24 protein-coding genes are annotated in these 25,355 nt (G+C 70.2%); 13 read left to right on the top strand and 11 right to left on the bottom strand.

What is annotated here, in order from left to right:
* Nucleotides 1-3: 3 nt before the first annotated feature.
* From ACH4U7_RS02795 to ACH4U7_RS02785, 3 genes are read right to left on the bottom strand one after another with little or no spacing between them, the layout of a single operon-like run.
* Nucleotides 4-1,011: an EamA family transporter gene (locus ACH4U7_RS02795; RefSeq protein WP_398526220.1), complete on the bottom strand. Its 1,008-nt coding sequence runs from the start codon at nt 1,009-1,011 to the stop codon at nt 4-6.
* Nucleotides 1,008-2,357, bottom strand: coding sequence for a KamA family radical SAM protein (locus ACH4U7_RS02790; protein ID WP_398526219.1), 1,350 nt, complete (start codon nt 2,355-2,357; stop codon nt 1,008-1,010). The genes ACH4U7_RS02795 and ACH4U7_RS02790 overlap by 4 nt, the downstream gene beginning before the upstream one ends.
* A 27-nt stretch (nt 2,358-2,384) precedes the next feature.
* Nucleotides 2,385-3,095 carry a TauD/TfdA family dioxygenase gene (locus ACH4U7_RS02785; RefSeq protein ID WP_398526218.1) on the bottom strand — a complete coding sequence of 237 codons (711 nt, stop codon included), beginning with the start codon at nt 3,093-3,095 and terminating at the stop codon, nt 2,385-2,387.
* A 164-nt stretch (nt 3,096-3,259) separates the two neighbouring features.
* Between ACH4U7_RS02785 and ACH4U7_RS02780 the strand changes: the two genes are divergently transcribed.
* Nucleotides 3,260-4,108: a M55 family metallopeptidase gene (locus tag ACH4U7_RS02780; protein ID WP_398526217.1), complete on the top strand. Its 849-nt coding sequence runs from the start codon at nt 3,260-3,262 to the stop codon at nt 4,106-4,108.
* Nucleotides 4,109-4,150: 42 nt separating this feature from the next.
* Here ACH4U7_RS02780 and ACH4U7_RS02775 read toward each other — a convergent pair whose 3' ends face one another.
* Together ACH4U7_RS02775 and ACH4U7_RS02770 are read right to left on the bottom strand one after the other, a co-directional pair.
* Complete coding sequence (locus tag ACH4U7_RS02775) at nt 4,151-5,704, bottom strand: GMC family oxidoreductase (RefSeq protein ID WP_398526216.1); 1,554 nt, start codon at nt 5,702-5,704, stop codon at nt 4,151-4,153.
* Nucleotides 5,705-5,994: 290 nt separating this feature from the next.
* The gene (locus tag ACH4U7_RS02770) at nt 5,995-6,645 is read right to left on the bottom strand and encodes a GntR family transcriptional regulator (protein ID WP_398526215.1); all 651 of its coding nucleotides are present in this window, start codon (nt 6,643-6,645) and stop codon (nt 5,995-5,997) included.
* A 152-nt stretch (nt 6,646-6,797) separates the two neighbouring features.
* Between ACH4U7_RS02770 and ACH4U7_RS02765 the strand changes: the two genes are divergently transcribed.
* Both ACH4U7_RS02765 and ACH4U7_RS02760 read left to right on the top strand, forming a co-directional pair.
* The gene (locus ACH4U7_RS02765) at nt 6,798-8,408 is read left to right on the top strand and encodes an L-lactate permease (RefSeq protein WP_398526214.1); all 1,611 of its coding nucleotides are present in this window, start codon (nt 6,798-6,800) and stop codon (nt 8,406-8,408) included.
* Between the two features lie 56 nt (nt 8,409-8,464).
* Entirely contained in the window at nt 8,465-9,589 is a 1,125-nt protein-coding gene (locus ACH4U7_RS02760; protein ID WP_398526213.1) for a glycerate kinase, read from the top strand.
* Nucleotides 9,590-9,639: 50 nt separating this feature from the next.
* On the opposite strand, the gene ACH4U7_RS02755 is transcribed toward ACH4U7_RS02760, so the two are convergent.
* Nucleotides 9,640-11,181: a glycoside hydrolase 43 family protein gene (locus ACH4U7_RS02755; protein ID WP_398526448.1), complete on the bottom strand. Its 1,542-nt coding sequence runs from the start codon at nt 11,179-11,181 to the stop codon at nt 9,640-9,642.
* 34 nt (nt 11,182-11,215) lie between these two features.
* On the bottom strand, nt 11,216-11,827 hold the full coding sequence (locus ACH4U7_RS02750) for a hypothetical protein (RefSeq protein ID WP_398526212.1): 612 nt from the start codon (nt 11,825-11,827) through the stop codon (nt 11,216-11,218).
* Between the two features lie 319 nt (nt 11,828-12,146).
* On the opposite strand from ACH4U7_RS02750, the gene ACH4U7_RS02745 reads away from it, so the two are divergent.
* The 3 genes from ACH4U7_RS02745 to ACH4U7_RS02735 all read left to right on the top strand — a co-directional run bounded on the left by ACH4U7_RS02745 (nt 12,147) and on the right by ACH4U7_RS02735 (nt 15,348).
* A complete protein-coding gene (locus tag ACH4U7_RS02745) occupies nt 12,147-13,130 on the top strand; it encodes an aldo/keto reductase (protein WP_398526211.1) in 984 nt (327 codons plus the stop codon).
* 269 nt (nt 13,131-13,399) lie between these two features.
* A complete protein-coding gene (locus tag ACH4U7_RS02740) occupies nt 13,400-14,686 on the top strand; it encodes an SGNH/GDSL hydrolase family protein (protein ID WP_398526210.1) in 1,287 nt (428 codons plus the stop codon).
* A gap of 107 nt (nt 14,687-14,793) precedes the next feature.
* A complete protein-coding gene (locus ACH4U7_RS02735; protein ID WP_398526209.1) occupies nt 14,794-15,348 on the top strand; it encodes a DUF1266 domain-containing protein in 555 nt (184 codons plus the stop codon).
* Nucleotides 15,349-15,397: 49 nt separating this feature from the next.
* Here the strand turns inward: ACH4U7_RS02735 and ACH4U7_RS02730 are convergent, their stop codons facing one another.
* The gene (locus tag ACH4U7_RS02730) at nt 15,398-16,111 is read right to left on the bottom strand and encodes a FadR/GntR family transcriptional regulator (RefSeq protein ID WP_398526208.1); all 714 of its coding nucleotides are present in this window, start codon (nt 16,109-16,111) and stop codon (nt 15,398-15,400) included.
* A gap of 175 nt (nt 16,112-16,286) precedes the next feature.
* Between ACH4U7_RS02730 and ACH4U7_RS02725 the strand changes: the two genes are divergently transcribed.
* The gene (locus ACH4U7_RS02725; RefSeq protein ID WP_398526207.1) at nt 16,287-17,546 is read left to right on the top strand and encodes a cellulase-like family protein; all 1,260 of its coding nucleotides are present in this window, start codon (nt 16,287-16,289) and stop codon (nt 17,544-17,546) included.
* 33 nt (nt 17,547-17,579) lie between these two features.
* Here the strand turns inward: ACH4U7_RS02725 and dgoD are convergent, their stop codons facing one another.
* Entirely contained in the window at nt 17,580-18,725 is a 1,146-nt protein-coding gene (gene dgoD, locus ACH4U7_RS02720) for a galactonate dehydratase (protein WP_398526206.1), read from the bottom strand.
* A 154-nt stretch (nt 18,726-18,879) separates the two neighbouring features.
* Here dgoD and ACH4U7_RS02715 point away from each other — a divergent pair, with 154 nt between their 5' ends.
* Both ACH4U7_RS02715 and ACH4U7_RS02710 read left to right on the top strand, forming a co-directional pair.
* Nucleotides 18,880-19,437 carry a hypothetical protein gene (locus ACH4U7_RS02715; RefSeq protein WP_398526205.1) on the top strand — a complete coding sequence of 186 codons (558 nt, stop codon included), beginning with the start codon at nt 18,880-18,882 and terminating at the stop codon, nt 19,435-19,437.
* The gene (locus tag ACH4U7_RS02710) at nt 19,437-20,573 is read left to right on the top strand and encodes a hypothetical protein (protein ID WP_398526204.1); all 1,137 of its coding nucleotides are present in this window, start codon (nt 19,437-19,439) and stop codon (nt 20,571-20,573) included. Before ACH4U7_RS02715 ends, ACH4U7_RS02710 begins: the two co-directional genes overlap by 1 nt.
* A gap of 13 nt (nt 20,574-20,586) precedes the next feature.
* Here the strand turns inward: ACH4U7_RS02710 and ACH4U7_RS02705 are convergent, their stop codons facing one another.
* Together ACH4U7_RS02705 and ACH4U7_RS02700 are read right to left on the bottom strand one after the other, a co-directional pair.
* Nucleotides 20,587-21,678 carry a serine hydrolase domain-containing protein gene (locus ACH4U7_RS02705; protein ID WP_398526203.1) on the bottom strand — a complete coding sequence of 364 codons (1,092 nt, stop codon included), beginning with the start codon at nt 21,676-21,678 and terminating at the stop codon, nt 20,587-20,589.
* 3 nt (nt 21,679-21,681) lie between these two features.
* Nucleotides 21,682-22,194 carry an ArsR/SmtB family transcription factor gene (locus tag ACH4U7_RS02700; RefSeq protein ID WP_398526202.1) on the bottom strand — a complete coding sequence of 171 codons (513 nt, stop codon included), beginning with the start codon at nt 22,192-22,194 and terminating at the stop codon, nt 21,682-21,684.
* 309 nt (nt 22,195-22,503) lie between these two features.
* Here ACH4U7_RS02700 and ACH4U7_RS02695 point away from each other — a divergent pair, with 309 nt between their 5' ends.
* From ACH4U7_RS02695 to folE, 4 genes are all read left to right on the top strand, one after another.
* Complete coding sequence (locus ACH4U7_RS02695; RefSeq protein WP_398526201.1) at nt 22,504-23,346, top strand: hypothetical protein; 843 nt, start codon at nt 22,504-22,506, stop codon at nt 23,344-23,346.
* A 223-nt stretch (nt 23,347-23,569) separates the two neighbouring features.
* Nucleotides 23,570-23,959, top strand: a complete 390-nt coding sequence (locus ACH4U7_RS02690; RefSeq protein WP_398526200.1) for a 6-pyruvoyl trahydropterin synthase family protein — start codon at nt 23,570-23,572, stop codon at nt 23,957-23,959.
* A gap of 146 nt (nt 23,960-24,105) precedes the next feature.
* On the top strand, nt 24,106-24,735 hold the full coding sequence (locus tag ACH4U7_RS02685; RefSeq protein ID WP_398526447.1) for a 7-carboxy-7-deazaguanine synthase QueE: 630 nt from the start codon (nt 24,106-24,108) through the stop codon (nt 24,733-24,735).
* Entirely contained in the window at nt 24,735-25,349 is a 615-nt protein-coding gene (gene folE / locus ACH4U7_RS02680) for a GTP cyclohydrolase I (protein WP_398526199.1), read from the top strand. The genes ACH4U7_RS02685 and folE overlap by 1 nt, the downstream gene beginning before the upstream one ends.
* The last annotated feature ends 6 nt before the right edge of the window (nt 25,350-25,355 follow it).

The following is a 25,355-nucleotide window of genomic DNA, read 5'->3' as shown; positions in this document are numbered from 1 at the left end:
CGTTCAGTTTCCTCCCGGATTCTGGGGGACCGGCTCTCCCCGCACAGGTGTCGCACCGTCGCGCCCCGCGAGGGTGCGGGCCGGGGCCGTCTGCATACGCATGGCGCGGCGGGCGATCAGGACTCCCGCCAGCACGGTGACCACGCCCGTGCACTGCACCGCGGTCAGCCGCTCGCCGAGGAACACGAAGGCGACACCCGCCCCGGTCACCACCTCCAGCGTGGCGAGGAGGCTGGCCGTGGACGGGGCGAGCAGTCGCTGGGCGGCGATTCCGCTGAGGTAGGCGAGAAGGGTGGCCACGATGCCCGCCCACAGGACCACCGCCCACACCGGCGCGCTCACCTGCCCGTAGTGCACCGAGCGGGCGAGCGCCGCGTACGGGAAGCCGGTGGGCGGAGCCAGGACGTCGAGCGCGAGGGCGCCCAGGGCGATGCCCAGCGCGGTCACCGCGACCGGATCACGGTGTTCCAGGGCGCGGCCCGCCAGCAGGAACCGGACGGACAACGCGGCCGCCGTGCCCAGTCCCGCCAGTACGCCGACGGCGTCGAGCCGCAGCCGTGACCACACCTCGCCGACCAGCAGCAGACCGGCCACCACCACGGCGACGGCGGCCCACGCCAGCCGCTGCTGCTGGACCCGCCGGACCCAGCGCAGCCACACCAGCACCACCACGGGCGACAGAAACTGCAGCACCACGAACACCCCGACCGGGATCCGTGCCACCGCCACTCCGCACAGCGTCTGCAGCGCCGCGAAGGAGAACAGCCCCAGCGCGGCGATCACCGACCACTGGCGTCGCGTGGCCCGCAGCTGGCTGGGCCGGGTGACGGCCGTGTACCCGAGCAGCAGCAGCGCCGCGATGGTCAGCCGGGCCTGGGCGATCTCCATCGCCGACAGCCCAGCCGCGGACAGGACCTTGGTGGCCGTGCCCACGGTGCCGAAGGCACAGGCGGACAGCACGGCCAGGGCGGTGCCCGCGGCCGGTCCGGCCGTCGGCCGGAGCGCGGTCACCGCGGGCCCGCCTGGGCCGCGGGGCGCGCGCCCGCGTCCCCCGCCTCGTCCCGGACCGGGAAGAAGGCCCGGTCGTACGGGCTGAACGGCACCAGGTCCGACCACCACTGTGCGGTCGGGTCGAAACGGGCGTGGAAGGGCCTGCCCACCAGGTCCGGGACGCGGGCCTGGAGGAAGCGCAGTACGAAGGCCGGCCCACCGGGCAGCTCGGCCACCCCGTCCACGACCACCTTGCCCTCGGCCGTGGACATCACCGGTCCCCGGGCGGTGCGCCCGAGCCCGGACACGGTGGCCACGGCATCGCGGTAGATCTCATGGACACGGCGCAGCGGCAGTCCGAAATAGCGCCTGGCGCCGGTGTCCCGCTCGACGAAGACGTAGTACGGGTGGATGCCGAGCGCGAGCTGGGCCCGCCACGCGTCCGCCCACACCTGCGGATCGTCGTTGATATGCCGGACCACCGGGGCCTGCGACCACAGCTGGGCGCCGATGCCGTGCAGCGCGGCCACGGCGCGCCGGGTGACGTCCGGCCGCAGTTCCCTCGGGTGTGAGACATGGACCATCACGGCCAGGGAGCGCCCGGCCCGTACGACGCCCTCCAGCAGCCGCAGCATCCCCGCCGCGTCCGGGTCCGCGACCAGGCGGGCCGGGTGGAAGGAGAGCGCCTTGGTCCCGATGCGCACGGTGGTGACATGCTCCAGGCCGGGCTCGAGCAGTGCGTCCAGGTACGGCTTGAGCCGCGCCGAGTGCATGACCAGCGGATCGCCCCCGGTGAACAGCACATCCGTCACCTCGGGGTGGGCGCGCAGATACCGGATGACATGCTGTGGCCCGTCGTCGGCCATGCGCAGCTGGGGGTCGCCGACGAACTGGGCCCAGCGGAAGCAGTAGGAACAGTAGGCGTGGCAGGTCTGGCCGTGCCGTGGGAAGACCAGCGCGGTCTGCGTGTACTTGTGCTGGACGCCCGACAGCTCGGCGCCCTCGTGGTGCGGGATGTTCCGGGTGAGCTGATCCCCCGGGTGCGGATTGAGCTCCCCGCGGATCCCGGCCACGACCGCGCGCAGCGCGGGCGGATCGCCCAGCGCCCGCTCGACCGCGCCGAAGTGTCCGGGGTCGAGCATGTCGCGGTGCGGGAAGACCAGCCGGTACAGCGGATCGTCGGGCGCGCTCTGCCAGTCGACGAGATGATCGATGACGTGGTGGCTCACCTTGAACGGCAGTACCCGGCTGACCACTTCCACCTCGTGCGCCAGATTCGCGTCTTGGCATCGTTCGCGGACGAGGGCGGCCAGGCGGCGGCCCGAGACCGTACGCGTCGCGGAGCCGAGCTCTTCGACCGTGGTCATCAAAAGTGCCCTTCTGGTGGCTTGCGGTCAGACGGCCACCCAGTACCGGGTCAGGTGGCGGCCGGTGTCTTCGTACTGTGAACGGGCGTGCATCATCCGCTGGTTGTCCCACACCAGCAGCGCGTCGTCGGGGATGAGCACCTGCGTCCGGTAGTGGTCGAACAACTCGGCCACCCGGAGGGCCAGTTCGGCCCCGGCCCGTCCCAGGGGAAGTTCCTCCGCCGGAGTGGCCGCGTCCAGGGCCGGGTCGTAGTCGGCCGCCGTCAGCAGATTGTGGCTGAAGCGCAGCACGGCACGGTCGCCGTCCTCCTCGACCATGGTCGCCACGACGCCCTCGCCACCGTCCGGACCGGGGAACCTGACCCGGGGCCCGGTCACCAGAGCGAGATCGTCCGGGCCGAGCAGCTTCTCCAGCAGCTTCCAGTCCAGCAGATCGGTATGGCCGCCACCGCAGCGGGCCTGCCGGTGGCAGTAGAGGGCGAGATGGCGTGGACTGGGGTGCCAGCCGGGTGCCTCGGTATGCGGCCGGATGGCGTTGCGGCTCTGCGAGTAGGCCCGGCCGTCGTTGCCTGGCCGGTAGACGACCTCGTGCTCGACGGTGCCCCCGTACTGGGGCACGAACCGGCCGAGGTCCTGGAGCAGTTCGACGGCCTGCCGCTGGCCTCCCACGTGCTCGACCAGCGCGTATCCCTGATCGCTGAGCGAGTCCCGTAATCCTTCGACGCTCGATCGTGACATGTCTGCACTCCCTCTTCCGACGTGGTGCCGACCGATCCCGATGCGTTGGCCATGCTGGCACCGGCCCCGCCGGAGGTCTTGAAGAAATCCGACCGCCGGCGGGCCGGGAACCGGAGGAGGAGCGCCAGGCGTCTCCCCCGTGATCAAGCGTGAGGAGTGCGAACGTGCGGATCTACTTCAGCGTGGACATGGAGGGTGTCACGGGGCTCGTCGACGCTGACGATGTCCAGCCCGGCGGACGGGACTACGAGCGTGGACGGCTGATGATGGCGGAGGACGTCAACGCGGCCATCCGGGGCGCCATCGCCGCCGGCGCCACCGACCTCACCGTCAATGACGCCCACGGCCGCATGCGCAATCTGCTGCCCGAATCCGTGCACCCGGCGGCCCGGCTCATCCGGGGCAGGACCAAACAGATGGGCATGCTCGAAGGCCTCACCCCCGAGCACGACGCCGTCGTCTGCGTCGGCTACCACTCGCGGGCCGGCGCACCCGGTGTGCTGAGCCACAGCTTTATGGGCCACGAGATCGAAGACATATGGCTGGACGGCCGGCCCGTGGGCGAGATCGGCCTGGCCCATGCCACCGCGGCGGCCATCGGCGTCCCGGTGGCGGTGCTCACCGGGGACGACAGCGCGTGCGCGGAGATGGCGGAGTGGGACGGATCCGTCGCCACCGTTGCCGTGAAGTACGCGCGCGGCCGCTTCGCGGCGGATCTGCGTCCGGCCGGGGAAGCGCGTACGGCGATCGAGGAAGCGGTCGCCGCCGCCCTCGCCGCGCCGCGGACGGTTCGGTCGGTGGCAACGGAGTCGGCCGAACCGGCGGAGCCGTCCGCGCTTGCCGTCCGGTGGCAGTCGGCCTCGGTGGCCGCCACCCTGCTGGGCATTCCCGGGGTCACCTCGACGGACACGCGCACCGTCCAGGCGCAGGGCGCGCTGCCCGGCCTGTACCGGCTCTTCGGCATCTGGATGCGGGTGGCGGCTTCGCTGACCGATCAGCCTCCGTACTGCTGACCGGGCCCCGAAAGTGAGGTCGTGGGGGCGGATCTCCTGGTGCTACGCGGCTCCCCTGATGAGATCCGCCGCCTTCTCCGCCGCCATGATGACGGGCGCGTTGGTGTTCCCCCTCGGCACCGTCGGGAACACCGACGCGTCGACGACCCGCAGACCCGCCACGTCCAGTACGCGCAGCTCGGGGTCGACCACCGCGCCGATGGCGCAGGTCGACGTCGGATGGTAGAGCGTCTGCCCGACCCGCTGGGCGAAGGTGAGGAGTTCCGCGTCGGAGTGTCTGTCCGGTACGTCGAAGGGGGCGGTGATCACCTCGGTCAGGGCGTCCTGGGCCGCGATGCGCAGGGCGATGCGCATGCCGCCCACGATGCAGTCGCGGTCCTCGGCCGTGGTCAGGTAGTTGTGCACGATCCGGGGTGCGGCGTCCGGGCGCGGGGAGCGCAGCGTGACCTGGCCGCGGCTGGTCGGGGCGAGGACACACGGGCCGAACGCGAAGCCGTGTTCGGTGACGGGGCCGAGCCCTTCCTCGTGGAACAGCACCGGAGCCATGTGGAACTGAACATCCGGCGCGTCCAGTCCGTCGCGGCTGCCGAAGAAGCCGCCGGCCTCTCCTATGTTGCAGGTCAGCGGGCCACGCCCGTCGCTCTCGAGTAGCTGGGCGTTCTCCGGGCTCGCCGCGCTCATCAGGGATTCGACGCCGGTGCGGAAGTTCAGCAGCGCCATGTAGTGGTCCTGTAGTCCGTGGCCCACCGGGAGGTCGCGCACCACATCGATACCGAAGGCCGACAGCGTGGCGGCGGGCCCGACCCCGGAGAGCATCAGCAGCTTCGGGGACTCGTAGGTGCCCGCGGACAGGATGACCTCACGGTTGGCGCGGACCACCTCGACCGTGCCGCCCCGGTTCACCTCCACCCCCGTCGCCCGGCCGTCCTCGATCACCACGCGGTGGGCGCGGGCCGCGCTGAGCACGGTGAGGTTCGGCCGCTCCAGGACCGGGCGCAGATAGGCGACGGCCGTGCTGCAGCGCATACCGCGGCGCTGGGTCAGCTGAAACCGCCCGACGCCGAACTGCGACTCGCCGTTGAAGTCCTCGTTGCGCTTGTATCCCGCTTGCTCGGCTGCCTGGACGAACGCCGTGGCGAGCGGATGCTGGGACCTGCTGTCGCTGACCGTCAGCGGACCTCCCACCGAGTGGAACGCGTCCTCGCCGCGCTGGTTGTCCTCCGAGCGCCGGAAGTACGGCAGCACCTCGTCGTACGACCATCCGGTGGCACCGGCGGCGGCCCAGCCGTCGTAGTCGGCGCGGTTGCCGCGCATATAGATCATCGCGTTGATCGAGCTGGAGCCCCCGAGCACCTTGCCCCGGGGCAGATAGGTCCGCCGGTCCCCGATCCCCGGCTCCGGGCCGGAGTCGAGATCCCAGTCGAACTCGGTCTTGAAGAGCTGAGGGAAGGCGGCCGGGATATGGATCTCCTGCGCGGTGTCGGGGCCGCCGGCCTCGATCACCACCACCCGGACATCGGGGTCTTCCGTCAGCCGCGCCGCCAGCACACAGCCCGCGGATCCGGCGCCGACGACGACGTAGTCGTAACTGTTCATCCATTCTCCCTGCCTGGCGAGTGCGCTGACCTGGGGGATCGCCCCATAACGCTATATGGGCCGCCGGGGACGCCGACCCAGCCCTCGAAAGCGGCGCGCAGCGCCTGGGTGAAATCGGCCGGATGTGTCAGAAAACCCACGCCGCTTACCTCGTAGTAGAGCTCGGCACCGGGCACGGTCAACGCCTCTGTCTTCATAGGACTTTCAGGGTGCACCGGCGACGGGGCACCCGGCAATGACGCCCGGCGGTGTCCGGCCGAATGTCGCGGGTCGGCCCTCCGCCGCCCGGATCAGCCGATTCGCGCGCGAAGTTGTTCGCAGGCCCGGTTGAGGTGGACGGCGAGAGCCTGGTCCGCACGCTCGGCGTCGCCGTCGGCGATGGCGTCCAGGATGTCCTGGTGCTCATCGGCGATCTCGGCGATGCGCAGCAGCTTGTACGTCTGGACCTGGGCCATACACAGGCGCATCTCGGCCATGACGGAGGCGTGGAGACGGCTGAGGCGCGGGCTGCCGAGCTCATCGACGAGCGAGCGGTGGAAGCGTACGTCGGGCTCGACCGCGGCGATCGTGGAGTCGTCCGCCTCCGCCAGTTTACGGATCTCCACCTGGGCGGAGGTGGCGGCGGAGGGCACCGAACGCCGCCGCGCCAGCTCGCGCATGACCTGGCGTTCCACACAGGCGCGGGTGAAGTACAGGTCGGCGATGTCGTCGGCGTCGAAGACCGGCACCCGGGCGCTCTTATGGGCGTCTCGACGCAGCAGGCCCTCGGCGGTCAGCCGCTCGATGGCCGCTTTGGCGGTGGGGCGTGCCACCTCGTACTGCTTGGCGACCTCGGTCTCGGTGAGCGCCGTGCCGCCGGCGATCCGCCCGTCGAGGATCTGCTCGCGCAACTCGACGACGAGCGCGTCGATCAGGGATGTCGCCTTCAGGCGACTCGCCATCACGCCTCCTGTGGGATGAGTGGCCCCAGCCGGACCACCTTCAAATTACCACACGCGAATTCTTGACTGTTTGGAGTACTTGTCTTACAAGTTAGGGGCTCGCCATGGCCTTGATGCTCCAGGCGGCGCCGCTCGCCGCACCGGGAGGTTCGATGTACCGACAAGTCCTTGACCCGCTGGCCGGCTCTTTGTCCTGGTCCGCGCTCTGTGCGGCGGTGCCCCTGCTCGCCCTGTTCGTACTGCTCGGCGTCTTCCAGGTCAGAGCCCAGATAGCGGCGCTGACCTCGCTGGTCCTCTCGCTCGCCCTCGCCGTGGCGGTGTGGGACATGCCGTTACCCCAGGCCTTGTCCGGGGCCGTCGAAGGCGGCTTCTACGGTCTCTTTCCCATCATGTGGATCCTGGTGAACGCGCTGTGGATCTATCGCATGACCGAGGTCACCGGATGGTTCGCCGTGCTGCGGCGGTCCTTCCGCACCATCTCCTCCGATCAGCGCATCCAGGGCATCCTGATCGCCTTCTGCTTCGGAGCGCTGATCGAGGCCCTGGCCGGCTTCGGCACCCCCGTGGCGATCACCGCGGTCATGCTGATCGCCGTCGGCATCGCCCCCATCAAGGCGGCGACCGTGGCGCTGGTGGCCAATACGGCACCGGTCGCGTTCGGCAGCATGGCGGTGCCGCTGACCACGCTCGCCGGGGTGACCGGGCTGCCGCTCGACGACCTCGGCGCGATGGCGGGACGGCAGACCCCGCTGATCGCCGCGTTCATCCCGCTGCTGCTGGTGTTTCTGCTCGACGGCCGACGCGGCGTACGGGAGACCTGGCCGGTGGCGGTGGTCGCGGGCCTGGCCTTCGGCTGCGCCCAGTTCGTCGCCGCCAACTACATCAGCGTCGAGACCACCGACATCATCGCGGGCGTGGTCACCCTGGCGACGGTGCTCGGGTTCATGCGGGTCTGGCAGCCACGTACGGTGCAGCGGGACTCACAGGCGCCCGCCGAGGACGATTCGGAGGACCGCGAAGGCAGTGGCAGTGCCGTGATGTCTTTCGCCCCGTACCTCATCATCTGTGCGCTCTTCGCGCTCACCCAGGTCGGGCCCGTCAAGGAGTGGCTGGCCGAGCACGGCGTCGCCCAGTTCACCTGGCCCGGTCTGGATGTCGAGTCCCCCGGTGGCGAACCCGCCGCGGCCATGACCTTCAAACTGGAACACCTCAAGGCGGCGGGCACCATCCTGCTGGCCGCCGGTCTGCTCACCATGGCCCTCTACCGGGTCGGGCCCGGCCGTGCGGTACGGGCGTACGGAGCCACACTGCGCCAACTCCGCTGGACCGTCGTCACGGTGACATCGGTGCTCGCGCTGGCCTGGGTCATGAACCTCTCCGGCCAGACCGCGACCCTGGGCACCGCGCTGGCCCAGACCGGCGCCGCCTTCGCCCTGTTCTCCCCCATCGTGGGGTGGCTGGGCGTCGCGGTGACCGGGTCCGACACCTCGGCCAACTCGCTGTTCGGAGTGCTCCAGGTGACCGCGGCGCAGAAGACCGGTCTTGACCCCGTGCTCCTCGCGGCCGCCAACTCCACCGGCGGGGTGCTCGGAAAGATGCTGTCGCCGCAGAACCTGGCCGTCGCCGCCGCGGCGATCGGCATCACCGGCAGTGAGGGCACGATCTTCCGCAAGGTGATCGGCTGGAGCCTCGGGCTCCTCGCCGGGTTCGCGCTCCTCATCTATCTGCAGTCGACTCCGGTCCTGGGCTGGATGACCGTCTGACCGCGAAACCACAACGAGAACACCGCAACAAGAACATCGCGACGAAGGGAACCACCATGCGCGTTGTCTGCGCCCCGGACAAGCTGCGCGGCTCACTGGACGCCGCGCAAGCGGCCGCCGCCCTCGCCGCCGGCGTACGAGCGGCCGGCGGTACCCCCGTCGAGCACCCGCTCGCCGACGGCGGCGAGGGCTCACGGCACACCGTGCAGACCGCGTGCGGCGGCGCGGTCGTCGACGTCGACTCCGTCGACGCGCTCGGCCGCCCCGCGACGACGCGCTTCGGCCGCCTGGACGACGGAACCGCTGTCGTCGAGGCGGCCGAGGCGATCGGGTGGGATGCGCCGGACGCCGCGGAGCACGATGTGATGCACGCCTCCAGCGCCGGCCTGGCCGCCCCGATCCTCTCGGCGGTACGGCAGGGAGCGCGGCGCATCGTCGTCTTCCTGGGCGGAACCGTCACCATGGACGGCGGCACGGGAATGCTCGCCTCCCTGGGAGCCCGGATCCTCGACGCCGACGGGAAACCGCTTGCGGGCAGCGGTGCCGACCTGGGCCGTATCCACTCGGTGGACCTCGCCCCGGCGCGCCGGGCACTCGCCGGTGTCGAACTGGTCGCCGCGGCCGATGTCCTCAGCCCTCTCTTCGGGCCCGATGGCGCCGCCCATGTCTTCGGCCCCCAGAAGGGTGCCACCCCGGCCGCGGTCGAACTCCTCGACGACGGACTACGCCGGCTGGCCCCTCTGCTCGGAGCCGGGTCGGCCATGGGCGGTGGCGCCGCCGGCGGCCTCGGGGCCGCGCTGCTCGCGCTGGGGGCCGAACTGGAGCCGGGCGCGGAGCTGGTCAGACGGCTGACCCGCTTCGACGAGCGGCTGGCCACGGCGGACCTCTGCCTCACGGCGGAGGGGAAGGTGGACGCCGGGACGGACGCGGGCAAGACCGTCGCAGCGGTGGTGAGCGCCTGCACGGACGCCGCCGTTCCGTGTGTCGTACTCGGCGGGACGATCACCCCGGAGGCCGACCGCCTCTATGGGCGTGGCGCCACCGCGGTGCTGCCCATCGGCGCCGGTCCCCGCGATCTCGACACCGCTCTGCGCCACGCCGCCGACGATCTCACCAGGACCGCCTACGCGGTGTGCCGCCTGGCCACGGCCCAACTGCGCAGACAGGACGCCCCGGTGTGAGGGAGGCTTCCGCGCCCGGCCCGGAGCGGGGCCGGGCGCGGTCGCCCGGCTCATGAGCCCGGGCCGACCCGGAACCAGTCGAATTCCGCCGCTTCCGTCGGGCCGCCCGTGGCGGAGGTCTCCGGCCGTGTGGCGAAGAGCCCCACCGTCGCCCCGATCCATTTGCCCGCCGTCGCCTGGAACGGCGCGCCGAGCGGAGTGAACCCGTGACCGTCCACGTCGGCCGCGAACTGGCACACCGCCCCGGGGCTCACGCTCACCCGGAGCCGCACCGCGGCGCGCCCTCTGCCCAGCGGCACCGGCCTGGCGGCGTCCACCTCGGCGGCGTCCTTGGCCGCGGTGCGATACGCCAGCACGATCCGGTCGCCGTCGTGGCGCAGCCCCGCCCAGGCGTAGCTCTCGCCCAGCATGACAAGTCCGGCCCGGGCCTCGGCGTGCCTGGCGGACAGCGTCACCGAGGTCGTCGCGACGAAAGACTCGGCGGGCAACCGCTGGCCCAACACATTGGGCAGCAGCCGCAGATCATGGGTGACCGGACTCGGCCGGCAGACCAGGGCGAGCCGGCTGGGGAACCGGCGCAGCGACCACCAGGCCGGATCGGCGTTGGCCTGCCAGCTCCACTGTTTCCCCAGCTCCGCCGAGGTGAACTCGTCGCCGGTGGCCGGTGCGGTGACCCTGGCCCGGGCACAGGCCCGCGGCTTGGTGTGCACGGCCACCGGGGTGCCCCGGCCGCTGCCGTCGTCGGCGCCCATCACCGGCCATCCGTCAGCGCGCCACCGCATCGGCTGCAGATGCACCACCCGGCCGTAGGGCCCACGGTCCTGGAAGTGCAGAAACCAGTCCTCGCCGCCCGCGGTGCTCACCCAGGCCCCCTGGTGCGGCCCGTTGACGGGGGTGTCGCCCTGGGCCAGCACGATGCGGTCCTCGTAGGGGCCGTCAATGGTGCGGGAGCGGAACGCCGACTGCCAGCCGTTGGTGACCCCGCCGGCCGGGGCGAAGATCCAGTACCAGCCGTCCCGCTTGTGGAGCTTCGGCCCCTCCAGCGTGGTGTAGCCGGGCAGATCGTCGCCGTTGATGACGATCCGGCCCTCGTCGAGCAGGTCCCTCCCGTCCGGGCTCATACGGTGCAGCGTCAGCCGGTTGTTGATGCCGCTGCGGCTCTTCGCCCACGCGTGGATGAGATAGGCCTGCCCGTCGTCGTCCCAGAGCGGACATGGATCGATGAACCCTTTGCCCGGCTTGACCGGATGCGGTTTGCTCCACGGCCCCCGCGGATCGGTGGCGGTCACCATGAAGATCCCGAAGTCCGGGTCCGGATAGAAGATCCAGAACTTGCCGTCGTGGTGCCGCAGAGCCGGGGCCCACACCCCTTCGCCGTGCCTCGGCCGACTGAAGTGGTCCTTGGGCTCCAGTTCGGTCAGGGCGTGTCCGATGATGCTCCAGTTGACCAGGTCGGCCGAGCGCAGGATCGGCAGCCCGGGGGCGCGGTTGAAGGTGGAGGCGACCAGATAGAAGTACGCGCCCACGCGGATCGCGTCGGGATCGGACCAGTCGGCGTTGAGCACCGGGTTCTGATAGCGCCCGTCCCCCAGGTCCGCCACCCACGGCAACCGCCCCCGCGCTGCCTCACTGCCGGTGGCTTCCGCGCCCGCCCCGACCGGCCCGCCGCCCCGTGCCGCCGCCGTGGCCTGGGCAGCACCGCCGATCCCGCCGAGCACCGTAGATCCGGCCGCCGCGCCAAGGCCGGCCCGCAACACTTGCCTGCGGCTGTGTTCGCTCACCGTTTCTCCGCACCTCGAACTCGCCGTTGTCTGTGTCGTCCACTGGAGTAAGCGCTTGCTGCGAAGAGTGTGTCAGCGAGGCAGGCCACCGACAAGAACGCGACCCCAGCCGTGAGGAGTTCAGGCGGGCCGTACCAACCCCACGTCGTACGCGAAGGTCGGCGACCAGGGACTCGATCTCGGTCTTGTGCGCGCCGGAGGTCATCTTCCGCCCGTCGGGCGCCTCGAAGACGACCCGGGCCGCGGCGCCGTCGGCGGAGCCTTTCGGAAACTCCTTCTCCAGCAGGTCGATCGCCTTCTGGGACTGGGTGCCGGGCAGCGTGAAGTCGTCCGTCGTGGTGCCGGACACCGAGGCGGCGCCGATGCCGACGGTGGCCAGAACGGCGATCCACAGCATCAGGAAGAGCCGCCGTCGCCTGAAGGCGAGCCGGCCCAGCCGGTAGAGGAAGGTGGCCACGGATTACTCCCACCAGGAGAAGAGGCAGTACGAGAGCGAAGGCCTGATCGACCCCGGCCTCAACCTAGGAGCGGTTTTCCGCTCACCCCCGGCACCGCGGGACCCAATCCGGCCCGCGACCGGTACCGCGGTACCGGTGGCTCTCATCCTCCTGGCTCTCGTCCTCGTGACCCTCGTCCTCGAAACGCGGTGGGCCGGGCCGGTCGGGCGTCCCCGGGGGCGTGGGGGGCCGTATCACACCCCCGAACGGCGCGGCCTGCCACTCGGCGCCTCCGGCCCGCAGGCTGGAGGTGACAGCGGCGAGCAAGGAGACAGCGAAATGCAGTACACCCGCCTGGGAACATCGGGCCTGAAGGTCAGCCGCATCGCACTGGGCTGTATGAGCTTCGGCACGCCCTCCGAGCAGCAGCGGGCGTGGACACTCGACGACGAGGGAGCCGAGCCGGTCTTCCGGCAGGCGCTCGACCTCGGCATCACCTTCTGGGACACGGCCAACATCTACGGGATGGGCAGTTCGGAGGACATCGTCGGGCGCGCCCTGAAGAAGTACACGCGCCGCGACGACATCGTCCTGGCCACCAAGGTGTTCTTCCCGCTGCACCAGGGCCCCGGCGGTTCGGGGCTCTCCCGCAAGGCGATCATGGAGCAGGTCGACGCCTCCCTGAGCCGTCTGGGCACCGACTACATCGACCTCTACCAGATCCACCGCTTCGACCCCGAGACGCCGGTGGCGGAGACGATGGAGGCGCTGCACGACGTGGTGAAGGCGGGCAAGGTCCGCTATATCGGCGCCTCATCGATGTGGGCGTGGCAGTTCGCCACGATGCAGCACGTGGCGGAGACCAACGGGTGGACCCGGTTCGTGTCCATGCAGGACCAGTACAACCTGGTGCAGCGCGAGGAGGAGCGCGAGATGTTCGGCCTGCTCGCCGACCAGGGCGTCGGCAGCCTGCCGTGGAGCCCGCTGGCCGCGGGGCTGGTGGCCCGCCCGTGGGGAGAGAAGAGCACGAGCCGCGCCCACAGCAACCCGACCACCGACCAGCAGGGGCGGCCGCTCTTCCTCGACAGCGACAAGGCGATCGTGGACGAGGTCCAGCGGATCGCCGAGGAGCGCGGCGTGTCGATGGCCACGGTGGCCATGGCCTGGGTGCTGAACAACCCCGTCGTCAGCGCCCCGATCGTCGGCGCCACGAAACCGCACCACCTGGCCGACGCCGTGGCGGCACTCGACGTCCAGCTCACTGACGACGAGGTCACGGCGCTCGAAAAGCACTACACCCCTCGTCAGCCCACCTACTTCTGACGGTGGGCCCAGCCGCCATCGCCAAACGGGTGCCGCGCCGTGCGGGCGCGGCACCCGTATGTCCGTGCAGGTGTCAGTCCTTGTCGCGCCGCTGTGGCGGTCTCCAGCGAACCAGCGATACATCGGGTGTATAAGCCCAGAACTCTCCTGCTGCCCCCGGATATTCTGCCGGTCGCCTTGACGCATCCGATGTTTCGGTGATGATTGCCTACGTCGTGTTCCGCATGTGACCTCATCCGGCTGGCTCTCGCCTGGAAGGGCAGCACCATATGGTCTCGATCCGGCACGTTCTCTCGACTCTCGCCGTCGCACTGACCCTCGCCTTGGTGCCGCTGACCGCGGTGACGCCCGCGTGGGCGGACGCCGGACCGGACGCCGGACCGGCCTCCGGACACTCCGACCGAGGCTGGGTCGGCACCTGGGAGGCCGCCGCGTCGGGCACCGTGCCCGGTCTGCCCGGCAACTCGATCCGCAATGTGGTGCACACCAGCGTCGGGGGCCACGCGGCCCGGATCCGGGTGTCCAACCGGCTCGGCACGGCCCCGCTCGAACTCGGCGCGGCCACCGTGGCGCTCCAGGAGGCCGGGGCGCCGAAGAGCCCGAACGCCATCGCCGGGACAGCCCGCCCGGCCACCTTCCACGGCCGGACCTCGGTCACCGTGCCCGTCGGCGAGGACGTGGTCAGCGACCCGGTGCCGCTGCGCGTCCCCGCGGACACCAACCTGCTGATCACCCTGTTCACCCCGAACGACTCCGGGCCCGCGACGTATCACCGCTCCGCCCTGCAGACCTCGTTCCTCGCCCCCGACGGCGACCACACTGCCGACGAGGACGGCGCCGCGTTCACCGCCACCACGAGCTCCTGGTACTACGTGACCGGTGTGGACGTGTTCAGCCCGCGCACCCCTGGCAGCGTGGTCACGCTCGGCGACTCCATCACCGACGGGTCGGGGTCGACGGCGAGCGCCAATCGCCGCTGGCCCAACAGGCTGGCCGCGCGGCTGCGCGAACTGCCCCCGGGCCGGCAGCTGGGCGTGCTCAACGCCGGCATCTCGGGCAACCGCGTGCTACTGGACGGCACCGGGCCCAGCGCCCTGTCCCGACTCGCCGCGGACGTGTTCTCCCGCGGCAACGTGCGCGCCCTGATCGCGATGGAGGGCATCAACGACATCAAGGGCAACCCCAACCAGACCGACCCCGCGGCCTTCGCGGACGCCTACCGCCGCATCGCCGAGCAGGCCCACGCGCGCGGCATCCGCGTCATCGGCGGCACGATCACCCCGTACGGCGGCAACGGCGGCTACACCGAGGCCCGCGAGAGCGTACGGCAGGCCGTGAACGACTTCATCAGGAACAGCGGCACCTTCGACGCGGTGGTGGACTTCGACGCCGCGGTCCGCGACCCCGCGGACCCGCACCGCATCCTCCCCGCCTATGACACGGGCGACCATCTGCACTTCAACGACGCGGGGCTCCAGGCGATGGCCGACGCCGTCGACCTGGCCGAACTGCGGGCCGGCGGGCCCAGACCCGCACCGGTGGCGGCGAGGGGCTGAGCCCGCCGGGCGACACCCCCTGGGTCGGCGGTCCGGCGGGCGGCGTAGTGTTCCGAACCATGCTGCGAGGAGTCTCCGTCGAGCGAAAGTACCCCGTCCCACTGACAATGCATCAGCTGTGGATGGTGTCGCTGTGCGCACCCGTGAGCCGGGAGGCCAGGGCCTCCCGGCTCACGCTCTACCCGTACAAGCGCGTCAACGACGGGCGCGCCCGTAAGTGGCTGACCGAGGAGTGGGAAATCTCCACGCGGCCCGCGCTGCTCGACCGGCTCGACGACCTTGCCCGGGTCGGCTACCGGGCCCAGGCCGAGCAGCGCTTCGACGTCTCCCCGCTGGCATGGGACATCGCGCTGTACGTGGACGTGGTCCGCAACGGCTTCGCGGCCGGCCATCTGGAGGAGGCGGACGCCTGGCGGCTGCTGCACCAGATCGTTCCGCAGGCCAGGGGGGCGTACGGCTCCTGGGCGCAGTACGCCCAGGGCTATCTGACGGGCCGTCTGGTCTGGATGGACATGCTGCGCGGCACCGAGAGCGAGAGCTTCCCGGCGCCGCAAAGCGTCTCCGACGAACACCTCCGGCGGCTGCTGGACCCCGCGAACACCGAGAGCCCGTGGCACCTGGCCCCCTGGGAGGCGATCAGCCACCCGGACCGAACACGGTGAGCTGACCGCCCGGCCACCCGACCGCCCGGCCGTCCCGATCCGGCCCGCGTCAGCCCGTGTCGGCCCGCGTGGCCGACACGTGGTCCAGGTCTTCGGCCGCCTTGGCGAGCAGGTCCAGCATGGCCAGTTCGGCGCGCGGGGCGTCCTGGTCCCGTATCGCGTCCAGCACCGCGCGATGGCTGGGCACGGGGTCGTCGGCGCCGCCGCGCGCGTGCACCAGCCGGTCCCGCTCGCGCAGCCCGGGCTCAAGCAACAGGTCGAGGCGGGCGAGGAGTTCATTGCCGGTGGCGGCAAGCAGCGCGCGGTGGAACGAGGCGTCGGCCTCCGCCTCGGCCGCGGTGTCCCCACGGGCGTCCGCCATGGCGGCGAGCGCGGCGCCCAGCGCGACGAGGTCGGCCTCGGTGCGGCGCTGCGCCGCGCGGTGGGCGGCGGCGGGCTCCACGAGGGAGCGGACGTCGGCGAGGTCGCGCATCAGCCGCTCACCGTCCCCCGTCTCCACGCGCCAGCGGATGACATCGGAGTCCAGGAGGTTCCAGGCGGCGCGGGGGCGCACAAAGGTGCCGCGCTTCTGGCGGGCGTCGATCAGCCCCTTGCCGGCGAGGACCTTCAGGGATTCGCGCATCACGGTGAGGCTGACGTCGAGTTCGGCGCCGAGGGCCCGTACGTCCAGGATCTCGCCCTCGGCGAAGTCGCCGCCGACGATACGGGCACCCAGCTGCCGCACCACCTGACCGTGCACGCCTCGGCCGGCATAGGACGACATGGGTTTCCTCCTTGTGATTCCAGGACGGTGATTCCAGGACGGTGATTCCAGGACGGTCGGGGCGACGGCGGACGAAGCCCTCACCGTACCGTGAGCATTAATTATGAATACATCTTGACACCCCTCCGGTGCCCGCCGACGATGGGCCAGACTCCTACCGAAAGGCCGGTTCCCCGTGCCCGTCGCGCCGCCCGACCACCTGCCGGAGAAACTGACCATCTCCCTGTGGGACTTCAGCTGGTACACCCGGACCGGCCCCGGGGAGCCCTTCGCCGACCTCGACCGGGCCTTCGCGGAGGCCGTGGCGCGCGGATACAACACCGTGCGCATCTGTGCCATGCCCTATCTGCTCTTCGGCTCCGGACTCGACACCGGCAAACTCCGGCTGGGGCCCCTGGGCGGTGGATACGGGCAGCGCACCCGCTGGTACGACGTGGGCGGCAGCACCGAGATCGACGGCCGCGCCCACTTGCGCGCACTGTTCGAGGCGGCCCGCCGGCACGACTGCTTCATCATCCTCTCCAGTTGGGAGTACCAGCAGAGCCCGTCGTTCGGCGGCGACCGCTCCTGGTACGACGCCCTGATGGCCGTCGATCCCGAGCGGCGCGCCGAAGCCCTCGCCGACGCGCTGGCCGACCTGATCGACTTTCTCGCCGCGGACGGCCTTGACGACCGGATCGCCTTCACCGAACTGCACAACGAGGTCCAGGGTGGACGGCTCACCCAGGGGCTGACCGGCCCGGACACCGTGGTCGCCCTGCGGCCGCGCCTGGAGCGCGGCCTCGCCCGGTTCCGCGAGCGCCACCCCGGCCGGCCGGTCACCGTCAACTACGCCAAGGTCCCGGTCGGTTCGCTGCGCGGCGTCCCGCGCGACATCGACGTGGCCGTCTTCCATCCGTATGTGTACGGCGTGCTCGACGACCTCATCGACGCATTCGCCCTGCGCGACCGCTCCCGCCCCTTCCCGCAGGACTTCGCCCGGCAGCACCTGCTCCGCCCCGACGCCCCGGACTTCGCCGACTGGGCGCCGCCGGCCGACGAGCGGTGGCGTCTCGAGGCCACCCTCGTCGGCCGCGAGATCTACGCGCACGACTGGTGCGATCCTGCCAAGTGGGACGCCTGGCTGTACGAGCGCTACGCGATGCACCGGCTCGCGATGGAGCAGCGGCTGGTCACCTGGATCGAGGCCGCCGCCGACTGGGCGGCCGGGGCAGGGGTCCCCCTGGTCTTCGGCGAGGGCTGGATCGGCTACACCCCGCTGCACGGCACCTTCGAGGAGGGCCCGGTCGGGGCCGCGTTCTGCCGCCGCGCGGTGGCCGAGTCCGCGCGGGTCGGCGCCTGGGGCACGGTCGTATGCTCCAACGCCGCGCCGCACCACCCGATGTGGCAGGACGTCACCCTGCAGCGGGAGTGCAACGCCCTGCTCCTCGGCTGAACCGCGCCGCGACCGGCCCGGTCCGCCACAGGCTCACCACTCGGCGAACGAGCCGTCCTGGTGCCTCCAGATCGGGCCGCGCCAGTCGGGGGCGCGTCCGTCGGCGGCGCGTACGGCCCGTTCGTCGACCTCGATACCGAGGCCCGGGGCGGTGGGGCGGGCCAGGTGTCCGTCGTGGAAGCGGAACACCTCGCGATCGACGACGTAGTCCAGCAGTTCCGCGCCGTCGTTGTAGTGAATGCCGATGCTCTGCTCCTGGATCAGGAAGTTCGGCGTGGCGAAGGCGATCTGGAGGCCGGCCGCGAGCGAGACCGGGCCGAGCGGGCAGTGTGGCGCGATCGGGATGTCGAAGGTCTCGGCGAGCGAGGCGATGCGCCGGACCTCGGAGATCCCTCCGGCGTGGGACAGATCGGGCTGAATGACGGCGACACCGGCCCGGAGCGCGGGCAGCACATCGGTGCGCGAGTACAGCCGCTCGCCGGTGGCGATGGGCACGGGCGAGCACGCGACCAGGTCGCCGAGCAGATGCGTGTACTCGGGGAGGACGGGTTCCTCGGCGAACAGCGGGTTGAAAGGCGCCAGATGAGGCAGCACCTTGCGGGCGTTGGCGGCGGTGAAGCGGCCGTGGAAGTCGACGGCGAAGTCGCGGTCGGGGCCCAGCGCCTCCCGCGCGGCGGCGGCCCGGCCCACGACGGCGTCGATGTCACGGACGGTGGCCAGCCGGCTCATCCGCCCCGAGGCGTTCATCTTCACCGCCGTGAAGCCCGCCTCGACCTGGGCGGCCACCGCCTCCCCGAGCCGGTCGGGCTCATCGCCGCCGACCCAGCTGTAGGCGCGGACCCGATCCCGTACGGGGCCGCCGAGCAGGACGTGCACGGGTACGCCCAGGGCCTTGCCGGCGATGTCCCACAGGGCCTGGTCGAGCCCGGCCACCGCGCTGGAGAGCACCGGACCGCCCCGGTAGAACGACCCCTTGGTCATGATCTGCCAGTGGTCCTCGATGCGCAGGGCTTCCTTGCCGATGAGGAGTTCGGACAGCTCATGGACCGCGGTGCGCACCGTGGCGGCGCGCCCCTCGACGACCGGCTCGCCCCAGCCGACGATCCCTTCGTCCGTCTCCACGCGGCACAGCAGCCAGCGCGGGGGGATGGCGAAGGTCTCCACACGGGTGATGATCAAGGAAGCGCTCCCGGTTCGAGGAGAGTCCAGAGGCAGATATTAAATATTAGTTAATGTGCTCTGCCAAGGAGTGGCATTCGAATGCATGTTTACCGGTGACCGAGCGCTCACGGCGCTAATCTACGTACGCTGTCGTGCACACAACGGGGGTGTCATGAGCGACAACGATCTGCCGGAGCCCAAGGACGACCAACTCCCGCTGCCGCCGGGCTCGGAGGGCGGGCTCATCGCCCCGCCGCCTCTGTCGGCCCAGCCGGGGAAGCCCAACATCTACGACCCCAACGCGCCCGCGCCCAGGCGACCCCTCGCCCCCGGCGTCCAGGGCCCGGTGCCGCAGAACCTCGCCATCGCCCCCGGTGTGCTGCGCGGAGCGGCGGGCAAGGCGGACGAGGTGTACGACACCCTCCACAAGCAGGCGGCGTCGCTGGAGGAGCCGACCTCCACGGCGGTCAAGGGTGTGCACGGCCTCCAGGTCGAGAGCGCGCTGAGACGGTCGCACAAACACTGGGAGGAGCAGGCGGGCACGGTCACCGCCTGGCTCGCCCATATCTCCGAGAGCCTGCGGGCGGCGGCCGCTATCCATGTGAAGCAGGACCTGGACACGGGGTACTCGTTCGGCCAGAAGAACCAACCCCCGCTGTACGACGGCAGTCGACCAGGTCTCTCGTATCCGGCCGGCGACCCGTCGTTCTCGTCGATCTCGAGGTACTGATGGCCACCTTCTACCAGGAGTTCCGGTCGGCCGACTTCGGTGGTCTCGACACGCTGGCCACGAAGTGGAAGGGCGTCCACGACAAGATCAAGGACCTGGACGACAAGATCCGTGACGAGGTGCTGAGGCCCCTCAAGGACAAGGGGTACTGGGAGGGCATGGCCGCCCCGTACGCCTGGACACAGATCGACGACATCCAGCGCCAGGTGACCGCCGCGGCCAAGGTGGCCGACGGGGTGCGCAGGGCCGTCGAGGACGGGGCCGGGGAGCTGAGGGCCGCCCAGAAGCGGCTGAACGAGGCGGTGCGGGAGTTCGGCGAGCAGGGGATGTACATCAACCCCGAGAAGGCCCAGGTGGTCCTGACCGCGGACTGCACCCCGGAGAACTACGACGCGGACGACGTGAAGAAGGTGAACGCCGCCCAGACCAGGCTCAACGAGATCCTGCGGGTGGCGTTCGAGGCCGACCAGAACCTGTCGATCACGCTGATGGAGAACGTCGGCCTGGAGCTGTGGTTCAACACCGGGCAGGTCCGCACGGACGTCAACCACACCAGCGGCATCAGTACGGACCGCTACGACGCGCTCGGCCGGGACATGGGCGGCCTCGATCCCTTCCCGTCGACCAACCATCTGACGCCGCGCACTCTGCTGACCAACTGGGCGGCCGGGACGGGCGACGACCACTACTCGTTCTCCCAGCACGACCCGTTCGTCGAACAGCTCCGCAAGAGCGAGAGCATGGACGGGATCCGCAAGCAGACCCTGGACGGGTGGAAGGCCGGCCAAGGGGAGGGCACGGCCAGGTACCAGATCTCGGGCATGTCGCTCCCCGAGCAGGTGGGCACGTACGCGAAGGACATGGCCGGCCTGTCCGGTCTCGACAATCTGTGGGGCGGCGACACCAACGAGGCTCAGTCCCTGCTGGGTTCCTACGCCGTCAACTACGTCGTCAAGGGCACCGATCCCGACGGCAAACTCATCGTGCAGTACACGCTGAACAACGACACCGACATGGAGTCGGCCCTGCCCGGCTACCAGAGCTGGCAGGACAAGGCCAACCATGGCACCGGGCCCGGTGCGGGGATCGGGGAAACCATGGTCTGGACCGAGCGCATCGACCCGGACGACCACTGACAGACGAGGAGCGTCACACCGCGTCGAGCTCGCCGAGCAGGGCGAAGGTCAGGGCGTCGACCGGCCGGGGGTCGGTCGCGGTCTGCTCGCTGTAGGTGTTCACCATCATCACGGCCGCGCAGGCGCTCTCCCGGCTGAACGCCGCACAGGTGCTGAATCCGCCGGTGCCGCCGTTGTGCCAGGTCAGGGTCCGGCCGCTGGACAGCCGGCTGAGGTGCCAGCCGAGGCCCAGCCGCAGATTGTCATCGGCCGTGAAGTGAGGCCGCTGGGTCAGCTCGATGGCGGCTCGCAGCGGGGAGCGCTCCGGGCGCAGTTGGGCGCCGAGGAAGCGCACCATGTCGTCGGCGGTGCTGTACATCGAGGTGCCGGCCGCGCTGAGGACATGGTCGTGCCAGTCGGGGACGGGCTGTCCGGCCATATGTCCGACGACCTTGCGGGATGCCATGTCCGGCCGCAGCGTCGTGGTGGTGTCCGTCAGCCGCAGCGGGTCGGTCACCCGGCGTCGCAGCATCGAATCCACGGCGTCGAAGGCCAGCGCCTGGCCGAGGAGGCCGAATCCGAGGTTCGAGTACGCGTAGGTGCTCCCCGGCTCGGTGGCGAGCGTGGTCTCGCCGAGGCCGCTCGCCAGGTCGTCCAGCGTGTAGTGGGCGTACGGGTCGTCAGGATCGGCGCCGGCGAGCAGATTCGGTGGCAGCGAGGGCAGGCCGGAGCTGTGGGTGGCCAGATCGGCCAGGGTGATCCGCCGCGGCCCCCGGTGCGGTACGGGGAACCCGGCGGGCAGGGCCAGCGGCGCGTCCAGGCGGGTGGTGCCCGCGCATACGGCGCGGGCCAGGGCCGTGGCGGTGAGCGTCTTGGTGATCGAGCCGAGTTGGAAGACGGTCCTGCCGTCCGGCGCCGAGGCGCCGGGGCCCTCTCCCCCGCCCGCGACATGGGTGCGGGTGCCGTGGATGACCCCGCAGACCACGCTCGGGCTGCCGGCGTCCAGCGCACGGCTCACATACCGGCGCACCAGGGCGGGCAGGTCGTCGGCCGCCGCGGCGTTGCCGGGCAGTAATGACGCCCCCGCCGCCGTCGTCGCCACGGTGAGGAACTTCCTCCGCTGCACGGGTTACTCCCCTGTCGTTCGGTTGCTTGTCGGTACCACCGCGGACAGCACGACGAGCAGCGGCACCACCTTGCCCGCTGGGACCTGGTAGTGGCCGCGCCCCTCGGCCTGAAGCCAGCCGGTGGCGGTGAGTTGTTTGAGGTGGTGGTACAGCTGGCCGGTGGTGTGCAGGCCCGCGGCCTCCTGGAGCTCCGCCGCGGACCGGGTGCCGCACAGCACGGCGCGCAGCAGGGTCAGCCGGACGGGGTGGCCCAGCGCGGCCAGCGGCGCGGCCCCCTCCGGCCAGTCCGCCTCCAACAGCCGGTCCGTCTCCGCGCCTTGCTGCCATTCGTATCGCTCGCCCGTCGGCAGGTTCAGCGCGCCGGTGAACAGCACCTGGCCGGGCCCGGTGAGGCGGCGGCGCAGCCCTTCGAGAGCCCAGAACATTTCGTCCCGCTGCGTCTGCGGCTCGGCCTCCAGCCGCGACACCCGCTCTTCGAGCGCGGCGAGCCGCCGCTCCAGAGACCCATCAGCCATAGGACAGAGATTACGGTATTCCGTAATAACAGAGCAAGTTGAGGACCGGACCCCAGCTCAGAGCTTTTACTCGACCAAAGAGCACAAGCGGTCCTCAATAAAGGTCGGATGAAAGAGCGTTCGGAGCCTTGACGGGCCTATTGGTCCAGTCCATGGTGGGAGGCGTTCCGGCGTGCCCCGGGGGCGGGAGCGAGCCGCACCCCGCCGCATGCCACGCACCTTCACGTAGGACCGCCCTGGCCCCTTCATCGCGGTCCGTCCGCACCGCGTGTGTCATCGGTTGACATCCTCAGAAGGAAACCAACGAACATGACCGAACACGCTCCACGCCATTTCAGCCGTCGGGCGGTACTCGGCTCCATGACCGCGGCCGCCGTCGGCTCTTCGCTCGCCATCGGCCAGACGGCCTCGGCGGCGTCCAGAGCGCTGGCGACGCCCCGCGCGCCGCAGTTGCTCTGGCACCCGGACCCGGCCGGCGATGGACTCAAGGCATTCGAAGGCATCGAGGCCGACCGCGGGAACGCCCACCCCGACCGGGACTATGTCGTCGTCGAGGGCGGTGACCACTACCGCTTCAACATCTGGAAGGACGACCGGGACACCACCGGCGACGGGGACCGTCAGCGCACCGAGTCCAAGGGCATGGTGCAGGGCGGCACCAAGCTGAAGATGCGTGACGGCGAGACCTGGAGCATCAGCTACGAGATGTTCATGCCGACCTCGCTGCACGGCACCAGCAAGTTCACGCATATCTTCCAGACCAAGACGCCGGTGGACAACGGGGGCCCGTACGTCGTCCTGGATCTGGGCCGCAGCGGCAGCACGGAAACCCTGCGGGCCCGTGCCTACGCCAACTCCGGGTCGCCGGATATCGCCTCGACCAATCTGTCGCCGCTGCGCAACAAGTGGATCACCATCGAATGGACCTTCACCATCGGATCGAGTGGCAAGGCGGGATTCGTGGCCCGCAATGGCACCGGCTCCAGCGCTCCGGTGGCGGTACAGGGCAGTATGTCCAATGTGAAGATCCCGGATCAGGACGACTATGTCCGACCCAAGTGGGGCATCTATCGGTCGGTCGAAAGCGCGTCGTCGGACATCCTCGACACCTACTTGCTCTTCCGTAACTTCAAGGCGTCGAAGGGTGCCTGAGTCTCCGGCAGCAGTGTGAAACCAGTGAATGTGGGGTCGGTGGCAGCCGGCCCCACATTCTCATGTTCACGACAGTCGGTCAACGACGAGTCAAGCGTGAAGGTCCGGATGCCCCCTTGTGATCCTGCGTGCGCTCAGGAATGCTCGTCAGGGTGTTAAGCAGGAAAGCGGAGTAGAGGGTTTTTCTGCTCCCTGTTCACTTGGGCGAGGTGAAGGGTTCATCATGCTCACCATCACCAAAGAGTTTCGCTTCTCTGCGAGCCATCAGCTGGATCATTTACGGTCCGGCCATCCATGTGGCCGACTGCACGGCCATAACTATGTGGTCGTCCTGGAACTGTCCGCGGCACCGGAGGATCTGACACTTCCGGGTTTCGTACGGGACTACGGCGACCTCTCCGCCTTCGGGAAGTGGGTGGACGAGACACTGGACCACCGGCATCTCAACGATGTGCTGGACGGGGTGAATCCCTCGGCCGAGAACATCGCCATGTGGCTCCACGAGAGGTGGGTCAAGGAGTTCCCCGAACTCACCGCCGTACGCGTGTCGGAGACCCCCAAGACCTGGGCGACATACCGCCCTTCCCCGGGCGGAGAGAACACGCCCGGGTGACCGCGGACCGGGGTCCGGTCCTTGATGGAGGACACGAGAGGGGGTGGTGAACATGACGGCACCGAAGCTCGTGGTCAACGAGATCTTCGGGCCCACCTAGGGCCGTACAGGGAGAAGGACCCTCAACGGGCACGTCCTGCGCCTTTCTGCGGCTGGGCGGCTGCAATCTGGACTGCCGCTGGTGCGACACTCCGTACACCTGGGACTGGAAGGGCGTCTCGGACACCGGGATCGCCTACCGTCCGGCCGAGGAACTGCACGCGATGGACCCGGCCGATGTGGCCCGGCGACTGCTGGCCTTCGGCGTCGGGCTGATCGTCATATCCGGCGGGGAACCGCTCAACCAGCAGTCCAGGCTGGAACCCGTGATCCGCGCGCTGCGCGAGGCGGAGATCGCGGTGGAGATCGAGACCAATGGGACGGTGGCCCCGCAGGCCGCGCTGGCCGCGGCGGGAATCCGGTTCAATGTGTCGCCGAAGCTCGCTCACTCGGGGATCGCCGAGAAGCGCCGAATCGTCCCGGCGGTGCTCGGCGAGTTCACCCGGCTTCCCGGCACGGCCTTCAAGTTCGTCTGTGCGACCGCGTCCGACCTGGAAGAGGTGGACGCGCTGGTGGCGCGACACTCGCTGAAGAACATTTGGATCATGCCGCGCGGACAGTCCCCCGAGGAGATCGACGAGGGCATCCGCACACTCGCGGACGAGGTCGTCGGCCGGAGGTGGAATCTGTCCGGGCGACTGCACGTGACCATATGGGGCAGCAAACGAGGTGTTTGATGAGCAGTGGAATTGACGAATTGCCGGGGGACGAGCAGATCGCACCGGGCGTGGCGCCACAGGATCCCCTGGAAATACTCGCCCGGCAGCTCCTTGTGGAGATCGGTGAGGATCCCGAACGGGAAGGGCTGCGCGACACTCCGGCACGCTACGCGCGTTGGTGGCGCGAGTTCACCCAGTACGCTCCCGGATCGACCGACACCGTCTTCGAGTCCAGCTGCAGCGGTGATCTGGTGGCCGTCTCGGGCATCCATGTGTGGTCGCTGTGCGAACACCACCTCTTACCGTTCTCATGCCGGGTGACCATCGGCTACCTCCCGCGCGGGCAGGTGCTCGGCCTCAGCAAGTTCGCCCGGATCGCCCATCAGCACGCCCATCGGCTCCAGTCGCAGGAGCAGTTCTCGCAGGACGTCGCGGACGACATCGAGAAGCTCACCGGATCGCCTGACGTCGCCGTGATCGGCAAGGGCGAGCATCTGTGCATGGCCATGCGCGGCATCCGCACCCCCGCCACCATGACCACGGCGGTGTGGCGCGGCGCGCTCCAGGACAGCGCCCTGCGCACCGAGTTGCTCACCCTCACCAGCGAATCGTTCCGCGGCGCCGGCTTCTGAGCCTCG

This window comes from Streptomyces sp. NPDC020845 (genome assembly GCF_044334165.1).
Lineage (GTDB): Bacteria > Actinomycetota > Actinomycetes > Streptomycetales > Streptomycetaceae > Streptomyces.
Note: the sequence above shows the minus strand (reverse complement) of the source record. Positions and strands in the feature narration are given on the sequence as shown.

Bases quoted from the DNA above. Each gene is read 5' to 3' on its own strand.
- ACH4U7_RS02790 (WP_398526219.1), bottom strand. From the start codon at position 2,357: ATGACCACGGTCGAAGAGCTCGGCTCCGCGACGCGTACGGTCTCGGGC.
- ACH4U7_RS02785 (WP_398526218.1), bottom strand. From the start codon at position 3,095: ATGTCACGATCGAGCGTCGAAGGATTACGGGACTCGCTCAGCGATCAG.
- ACH4U7_RS02775 (WP_398526216.1), bottom strand. From the start codon at position 5,704: ATGAACAGTTACGACTACGTCGTCGTCGGCGCCGGATCCGCGGGCTGT.
- ACH4U7_RS02770 (WP_398526215.1), bottom strand. From the start codon at position 6,645: ATGGCGAGTCGCCTGAAGGCGACATCCCTGATCGACGCGCTCGTCGTC.
- ACH4U7_RS02765 (WP_398526214.1), top strand. From the start codon at position 6,798: ATGTACCGACAAGTCCTTGACCCGCTGGCCGGCTCTTTGTCCTGGTCC.
- ACH4U7_RS02760 (WP_398526213.1), top strand. From the start codon at position 8,465: ATGCGCGTTGTCTGCGCCCCGGACAAGCTGCGCGGCTCACTGGACGCC.
- ACH4U7_RS02745 (WP_398526211.1), top strand. From the start codon at position 12,147: ATGCAGTACACCCGCCTGGGAACATCGGGCCTGAAGGTCAGCCGCATC.
- ACH4U7_RS02740 (WP_398526210.1), top strand. From the start codon at position 13,400: ATGGTCTCGATCCGGCACGTTCTCTCGACTCTCGCCGTCGCACTGACC.
- ACH4U7_RS02735 (WP_398526209.1), top strand. From the start codon at position 14,794: ATGCATCAGCTGTGGATGGTGTCGCTGTGCGCACCCGTGAGCCGGGAG.
- ACH4U7_RS02730 (WP_398526208.1), bottom strand. From the start codon at position 16,111: ATGTCGTCCTATGCCGGCCGAGGCGTGCACGGTCAGGTGGTGCGGCAG.
- ACH4U7_RS02715 (WP_398526205.1), top strand. From the start codon at position 18,880: ATGAGCGACAACGATCTGCCGGAGCCCAAGGACGACCAACTCCCGCTG.
- ACH4U7_RS02710 (WP_398526204.1), top strand. From the start codon at position 19,437: ATGGCCACCTTCTACCAGGAGTTCCGGTCGGCCGACTTCGGTGGTCTC.
- ACH4U7_RS02700 (WP_398526202.1), bottom strand. From the start codon at position 22,194: ATGGCTGATGGGTCTCTGGAGCGGCGGCTCGCCGCGCTCGAAGAGCGG.
- ACH4U7_RS02695 (WP_398526201.1), top strand. From the start codon at position 22,504: ATGACCGAACACGCTCCACGCCATTTCAGCCGTCGGGCGGTACTCGGC.
- ACH4U7_RS02690 (WP_398526200.1), top strand. From the start codon at position 23,570: ATGCTCACCATCACCAAAGAGTTTCGCTTCTCTGCGAGCCATCAGCTG.
- folE (WP_398526199.1), top strand. From the start codon at position 24,735: ATGAGCAGTGGAATTGACGAATTGCCGGGGGACGAGCAGATCGCACCG.